Origin of the sequence: Mesorhizobium sp. M0626 (assembly GCF_040320665.1) — a bacterium.
Classification (GTDB): Bacteria; Pseudomonadota; Alphaproteobacteria; order Rhizobiales; family Rhizobiaceae; genus Mesorhizobium.
The window spans coordinates 334,132-340,588 of sequence record NZ_JAMYQD010000003.1; the positions used below are offsets into that span (position 1 = coordinate 334,132).

Annotated in this window: 7 protein-coding genes; 3 read left to right on the forward strand and 4 right to left on the reverse strand. The window is 65.7% G+C overall.

Annotated features, from left to right (window positions below):
* Positions 1-158 precede the first annotated feature (158 nt).
* Together NKI37_RS05480 and NKI37_RS05485 are read right to left on the reverse strand one after the other, a co-directional pair.
* Positions 159-1,211 carry an SH3 domain-containing protein gene (locus NKI37_RS05480; RefSeq protein ID WP_352789509.1) on the reverse strand — a complete coding sequence of 351 codons (1,053 nt, stop codon included), beginning with the start codon at positions 1,209-1,211 and terminating at the stop codon, positions 159-161.
* Positions 1,212-1,459: 248 nt separating this feature from the next.
* Entirely contained in the window at positions 1,460-2,236 is a 777-nt protein-coding gene (locus NKI37_RS05485; RefSeq protein WP_023672422.1) for a metallophosphoesterase family protein, read from the reverse strand.
* Between the two features lie 179 nt (positions 2,237-2,415).
* On the opposite strand from NKI37_RS05485, the gene NKI37_RS05490 reads away from it, so the two are divergent.
* Positions 2,416-2,886 (forward strand): nucleoside deaminase, encoded by a 471-nt coding sequence (locus NKI37_RS05490; RefSeq protein ID WP_023672423.1) that lies wholly within the window; start codon positions 2,416-2,418, stop codon positions 2,884-2,886.
* Between the two features lie 23 nt (positions 2,887-2,909).
* Here the strand turns inward: NKI37_RS05490 and NKI37_RS05495 are convergent, their stop codons facing one another.
* Positions 2,910-3,266, reverse strand: a complete 357-nt coding sequence (locus NKI37_RS05495; protein ID WP_352789497.1) for an ArsR/SmtB family transcription factor — start codon at positions 3,264-3,266, stop codon at positions 2,910-2,912.
* Between the two features lie 199 nt (positions 3,267-3,465).
* Between NKI37_RS05495 and NKI37_RS05500 the strand changes: the two genes are divergently transcribed.
* On the forward strand, positions 3,466-4,644 hold the full coding sequence (locus NKI37_RS05500) for an MFS transporter (protein WP_023744337.1): 1,179 nt from the start codon (positions 3,466-3,468) through the stop codon (positions 4,642-4,644).
* Between the two features lie 29 nt (positions 4,645-4,673).
* Here the strand turns inward: NKI37_RS05500 and NKI37_RS05505 are convergent, their stop codons facing one another.
* The gene (locus NKI37_RS05505; RefSeq protein WP_352667249.1) at positions 4,674-5,138 is read right to left on the reverse strand and encodes a MarR family winged helix-turn-helix transcriptional regulator; all 465 of its coding nucleotides are present in this window, start codon (positions 5,136-5,138) and stop codon (positions 4,674-4,676) included.
* A gap of 180 nt (positions 5,139-5,318) precedes the next feature.
* Here NKI37_RS05505 and NKI37_RS05510 point away from each other — a divergent pair, with 180 nt between their 5' ends.
* Positions 5,319-6,113: an SDR family NAD(P)-dependent oxidoreductase gene (locus NKI37_RS05510; protein WP_023815018.1), complete on the forward strand. Its 795-nt coding sequence runs from the start codon at positions 5,319-5,321 to the stop codon at positions 6,111-6,113.
* Positions 6,114-6,457 lie beyond the last annotated feature (344 nt).

Genomic DNA, 6,457 nt, shown 5'->3' on the forward strand with positions numbered 1-6,457 from the left:
TGGTATCAGGCTAGGAGGGCCTTATAGGGAAGAGTTTTGGGAGATGTAACCCCGAAAATGAGGCTAGGCAGTAGGGATTAGGCAGTAGGGATCAGGCAGTGGGGATTAGGCAGGAGCGAGGTTAAGGCGCCTATTGCCCATTCCCTACTGCCTGACACCTAATCCCCCAGCGCGAGCTGATCCGTAATCTCAAACCGCTCTGATACCCCGACGCGGATCATGTTGAGGCTGCCTTCCCTTGTGAAGCGGAAGTCGCTGGGCGAATCCGAGTTGGCCGGCATGCCGGCATAGAAGGAGATGACGCGGGTGCCGCCGTCGGGCCAGGTCACGGTGATGTCTGCCTTGTCGGCGCCATTGTGGACGATGTTGACGGCGCAGCGGGTCATCGGTTGTCCGACATAGCGGGCGCAGGGGATCTCGGCGGTGGCGCCGAGGGCGGGCGGGGGTTCCAGCCGTGCAACGGTTTGCGTAGCGGTCGCAGCTTTGGCCTGGTCTGGCCGTGGCGTCGGGGATGGTACCCCCGGCGCGGACGCCGTATCCGGCGCTGCTCCCGCAGACGCGGCGGAATCCTGTACCGGCGTCCCCGTGGCCTCCGTCGCCGGAGCCTCCGTGGCGGGGATCTCGCCCGTCCTCGGGCTTTCATTGGCTGCGAAGGCGAGGCCATAAGCATCCTGCATGGCGGTCCTGCCGATCTCGGCGGCGGACTTCGGCGCGCCCGGATCCGTGCTGCCAAGGCGCTCCGTCAGGTCGAGTGGAGCCGGCGCGGGTGCAGCCGGGGTGGGTGGAGCCTGAGTGGGTACAGGCGGAGCGGCAGAGGCGGCGGGTGCAGTCGTCCGGGGCGCTGCGGCCACGTCGGCCGGCTGCGTCGGCATGTCGGGCGCGAGCGTCGGGCCGCCGGCTTCAGCGCTGGCGGTCGCCTGGGGCGGCGCGGCGTCAACTTCGACCACGGTCGGATTGTCGGGGATAAGATAGCGCGCGGGCGCCCAGCCTTTGACCAGTGGATTGTCGATCTCCTCGACCTTGCACCAGCGGTGGCCGTCCACTTCGCTGCAGCCGAAATTCCTGACGCTCGAGCCGATCGGCAGGCGCGCCTGGGTTCTGCCGACCGGCGACGGCGTGGCGCGGATGTTGAGGAGATCGCCTGGGCCGAGCTCGGTCACTATGGAAACGATGTCGGCAGGCGCGTCCTCGGCATTGGCCGGCAAGCTCACCAACAACGGGCCCACCACCAACGGACCCGCCAACAACCGGGCTGCCCGCAGGAGCGGAGCGCCAGTCAGTCGATGCAAAATGGTTCGGATTGTGCGCCTCATCATTTGGCCGTGCGCCGATTACCCTTGCGGCAGCAGTCCTGCCGTATGCCAAGGCGGTTTTATAAGGGACGATACGCGGCCATGTAAGTCTGAAAATGCGTCCGATGTTTGGTGCCGCGAGGCGGAAGCAGGGCGCAGCCGTGCGGTCAAGCGGAGCCTTGCCAAGAGGGTTTGGGCATGAAGCCGGTCCTCAGCGCATGCGCCCATTCCGGTCGGCCCGCCTGTGCGGCCTGTCTCGCCGCCGCTTCGTGGTCGTAGTCGACGGCGATGGTCTCGAAACGGTCTGGACCATCGCCATCCAAGGTGAGGATGCCGTAGCGCGCATGCGGGCTGCCTTGCTCCGAAACATGCGCCGGGGGCGTGTCATCTTCATAGGCGGGGGCGCCGACGCTGCCGGGATTGAAGAGCAAGGGGCCGCCGGGGATACGGACCAGTTCCGCGCGGTGGCTGTGGCCGCACAGCACGATGCGGCAGGCCGGGTCCAGCGCCTGCAACCGCCGCTGAATAGCGGCAAGCGGCGCGCGCACCAGTTGGCCATCGACGATCGCGTCGAGCAGGTATTTCTCGTCATGGTCGGGCCGCGCATGGAAAGCGACCACGCCGGGAACAATCTCCAGCGTGAAGGGCAGGGCGAGCAGGGCTTCGCGCTGCGCTGATGTCAGCCGTTCCTGCGCATAGCGGTCTGAAGCCCACATCATATCGTCGGCCGGATCGACCGCGACCCGGCGGTCATGGTTGCCGCGCACCGTCGGCAGGTCGAGCGCTTCGAGCCGCTCGAACGTCTCGCGCGGCCAGAGCGGGCCGGAGACACAGTCGCCAAGGTTGACGGTGAGATCGGCGCCGCCGCGCCGCGCTAGATCGGCGAGCACGGCATCCAGCGCCAGCACATTGCCATGGATGTCGGCGAGAACGGCAATGCGCATGCGGCGGGCTCCTTGGTGCAGCCCGTTGAGGCTTGCGGCCCGTCTTCGTTATCAAGCCCCTGCCTTCATTATCAAGCCCTTGAGATCGTTCGAGACAGCCGGGAGCCCCGCCTATCGCGGAAGCACTCCATCTGCTAGCGTCCACGCCGCTCCAGAGTTCATCCGGGGGAGGACAGGCGATGACCCGCGACCAGATGGTTGCCCACCTTCGCGCCGCCAATGACGTCGCGCGCGAGACTGCCGCGCACGGGCACCATCCTTTCGGCTGCGTGCTCGTCGGCCCCGACGATCGCATCCTGATGCGGCAAGGCAACATCAACACCGTGCGCCACGCCGAAACCGAGCTCTCCCGGCGTGCCGCCGACACCTATCCGCCGGATTTCCTCTGGTCCTGCACGCTGGTCACAACCGGCGAGCCCTGTGCGATGTGCACGGGAACGCTGTACTGGGCGAATATCGGCCGGCTGGTCTACGGCTTCGAGGAAACCAAGCTTCTCGCGCTGACCGGCAATCACGCAGAGAACCCGACGATGAACCTCTCGTCGCGCACAGTCCTCGGCTCCGGGCAGAAGCCGGTCGAGGTCCACGGCCCTTTCCCCGAGATGGACGAGGAACTCCTCGCCCCGCATATCGGTTTTTGGCAGCGCTAGGAGCGGCCTGACTTCGGCACCAGCTACGCCGGCATTTCGATGTCGTGGCCGCCGACGATGGGTAGAGCCGGGTCATCTCCGGCCGCCGCAATCACGCTGTCGAGCAGGCCGGGGAAGCGGGCGTCGAGGTCGGCGCGGCGCAGCGTGATCATCCGGTTGGTGCCGGCCACTTCGGCGCGGGTGACGCCGGCCTCGCGCAGTTTGGCCAGGTGATAGCTGAGATTGGTCTTGGAGCCGAGGTCGAGGAACCGGCTGCAGTTCAGCGGCACGCCTTCCTTGCAGGCGAGATAGCGCACGATGGCGAGCCGGGTCGGGTCGCCAAGCACGCCGAGCACAACCGGCAGGCTGATCTGGTCTGTATTGGGGTGCGGCAAAGTCATGGCCCGAAACTAAGCACAGTCGGTGGCGATTTCAACGCGTCGATCTTTCGCGGGCATGCACGGTCCGTTTCGCGATTGGCCCAATGGCTGTCCTGACACAGGGCTGTCAGCAGGCTTCAGCTATTTTCACCTGGCTTCATTGACATCATGTCCTGTTATGTCCAATTGTTCAATAAGTTTTGAACTAAGGACACGCCCTATGGACAAGCGCCTCTTCTGGCTTGCGCTCGGATCGTTCACGATCTCGACCGAAGGCTTCGTCATCTCCAGCCTGCTGCCTGATATCGCCACCGACGCCCGCATTTCCATTCCGCTCGCCGGCACGCTGATCACCGCCTTCGCGCTGGCTTACGCCATCGGCACGCCGATCCTGGCAACGCTGACCGGCGAATGGGACCGGCGCCGCGTCATCTTGTGGACGCTGGCGTTCTTCGTCATCGGCAATGTGGTGGCGGCGCTGAGCTCGTCCTTCGAGCTGCTGCTCATTGCCCGCATCATCATGGCGCTGTCGTCAGGCCTGTTTGCCGCGACCGCTCAAGGCACGGCGGTGGCGCTGGTCGATGACCACCACCGGGCGCGGGCCATTGCAGTCGTCGTCGGCGGAACCACGGTGGCGGTTGCGCTGGGTGCACCGCTCGGCGCGCTGGTTGCCACGATAGCCGGCTGGCGCGGGACCTTCTTTGCCATTGCCGGGCTCGGCGCGCTGGTCGGCGCCATTCTGTGGTACCGGCTGCCGCGCGGAATTGTCGGCACCAAGCTGCCGCTCAGGCGGCGGCTGGCTGCGGCGCTGCGCCCCGGCGTCATGCCGATCCTGCTGACCACCGCTCTTGCCCTGATCGGCGCCTTCTCGGTGTTTTCCTATATCGCGCCGCTGGCCATCCAGAGCGGCGGCCTCAGCCCGATTGCGCTGCCCGGCATGCTGCTCGCCTTCGGTGTGGGCGCCGTCATCGGCAACATAGCCGGCGGCCAGGCGGCCGACCGTTTTGGTGCGACGCGCACCGTCGGCTGGTCGCTGGCGCTGAGCGCCGTCATGCTGGTGATGCTCTCGGTCATCCCGACCTTCCTGCCGCAGCATCTCGCCGGGCCGGCATTGATGGCCATGATGGTGCCGTGGGGCATGGTCGGCTGGGCATTTCCGCCGGCGCAGGCCAGCCGCATCATCAAGCTGGCGCCCGACGCCGCCCCGATCGTGCTGTCGCTCAACGCTTCGGCCCTCTATCTCGGCGTGGCGCTGGGCGCTGTGGCCGGCGGCGCCGTGCTTCGCTACGGCGTGCCGGCCGACCTCGGCCTGGTCGCCGCCATCTTCCCGCTGATCGGGCTTGGCGTGGTGCTGGCCGGCCGCTGGGCGGCCCGGCCGGTCGCCATGCCGGCGGAATAGATCTTTGCAAAGGACCGGCGGCCGTTCTTTCAGCTTGAAGGGGCGGCCGCCGGCACGTCGTAGTCCAGCGCCGCGACTTCATCCAGCATAGCGCGCAGATCTGCCGCTCGTTGCGGGCCGAACAGCGTCTCGAAGCGCTGCTGAGCAGTGCTCCACAATTGCGTTGTCTCCTCGAGCTTGGTCTGGCCTTGCGGCGTCAGCCGCACCCGCTTGACGCGGCGATCGTCCTTGTCGGCGAAGGTGTCGACATAGCCGTCGCGGATCAGCGGCTTCAGCGTGTGGCCGAGCGCCGAGAGATCCATGACCATCGCTTCGGCTATCGTGCCCATCGCCGGCTCGTTGCTGACATGGATCTGGTAGAGCAGGCCGTACTGCGTGCCCTTCAGACCCGAAGGCGAGATTACATCGTCATAGAAGCGGCCGAGCTTGCGCGCGGCGCGCCGCAGCGTGGCGTTGTTGCAAAGGCTGAATCCCGGCAGCACGGTCTTGCTCATCACGACTCCTTGCCGGCAAAACCGCTGCCGGCCTGTCGCAGAAATAGTTTCTGCCGCCTCCGTTGACAAGATGGTGGTATATGCCTACTTCCTGAAAGTGGTATATGCCACTAATTGGAGACCAGGGCGGGACGAGGGTTCATCGACCTGTCTCGCCGGGCAGAAAAAAGGAACAGGACAATGAGTGGACAGGACAACAAGGGTACCGCAGTCGTCACCGGCGCATCGGCCGGCATAGGTGCTGTCTATGCCGACCGGCTGGCCGGGCAGGGCTACGATCTGGTGCTGGTGGCGCGGCGCGCCGACCGGCTGCAGGAACTGGCTGAAAAGCTGCGATATGCTTACAAGCGCAAGGTCAGCGTGATATCAGCCGATCTTGCCGACGACAATGATGTGCGCCGCGTCGAGCAGGCGATCGCAGCCGACGATAGCACCACGTTCCTGGTCAACAATGCCGGCATTGGCGGCCAGGCCGTGGTAGCAACGGCCGACGCCGACGAGGCCGAGCGCATGATCAAGGTCAACGTCATCGCCTTGACCCGCCTGACCCGCGCCGTTCTGCCGGGGCTTCTTGCGCGCAACCGCGGCGCCATCGTCAACATCGCCTCTGTGCTCGCCTATGATACCTCGTTCGGCGGCATCTACAGCGGCACCAAGGCCTATGTCGTCAACTTCACCGAGGCGCTGCACCGCGAAGTCGCCGGCACCAATGTGAAGGTGCAGGCGGTGCTGCCGGGCGCGACCCGCACCGATTTCTGGGAGCTTGCCGGCGGCGACATCGACAATCTGCCGAAGGAGATCATCATGTCCGCCGACGATATGGTCGATGCCGCGCTTGTGGGCCTATCCAGGGGCGAAGCCGTCACCGTGCCGGCACTTGCCGATGCGACCAAGCTCGACACCTTCCTCGGCGCAAGGCAAGTCTTCTACGGCAGCCTGCACGCCGACAAGCCTGCTGCCCGCTACGCGGCCTGAGGAGAGAGCTGGTTCGCTTCGCGAACCAGGACCCCACCCCGCTCACTACATTCGCGACCCTCCCCACAAGGGGGGAGGGTAAAGTGCGCGCTCCCCTACCTCCCCCTTGTGGGCATAGGCGCTAAGATAGGTATTGCCCTGCGGAATCGGGTGTGATTCTACACTGCGATGACACACGAATCGCTTGTTGATGACGGCTGGGCCGAGACGATTGAGCTTCTGGGCGGCGAAGATTTGCTCACGCAGAGCGCCCGCGAGACGAAGGCGTTCCTGCGCCCGCGCGGCGTCAGGTCGGCGAGCGACCTGTTGCGCCTGACACTGGCTTACTGCCTTGGCAAGGTTGG

What these genes read in the sequence shown, in the direction of transcription:
- NKI37_RS05485 (WP_023672422.1), bottom strand. Translation starts at nt 2,236, where the DNA reads ATGCGCATTGCCGTTCTCGCCGACATCCATGGCAATGTGCTGGCGCTG.
- NKI37_RS05490 (WP_023672423.1), top strand. Translation starts at nt 2,416, where the DNA reads ATGACCCGCGACCAGATGGTTGCCCACCTTCGCGCCGCCAATGACGTC.
- NKI37_RS05495 (WP_352789497.1), bottom strand. Translation starts at nt 3,266, where the DNA reads ATGACTTTGCCGCACCCCAATACAGACCAGATCAGCCTGCCGGTTGTG.
- NKI37_RS05500 (WP_023744337.1), top strand. Translation starts at nt 3,466, where the DNA reads ATGGACAAGCGCCTCTTCTGGCTTGCGCTCGGATCGTTCACGATCTCG.
- NKI37_RS05505 (WP_352667249.1), bottom strand. Translation starts at nt 5,138, where the DNA reads ATGAGCAAGACCGTGCTGCCGGGATTCAGCCTTTGCAACAACGCCACG.
- NKI37_RS05510 (WP_023815018.1), top strand. Translation starts at nt 5,319, where the DNA reads ATGAGTGGACAGGACAACAAGGGTACCGCAGTCGTCACCGGCGCATCG.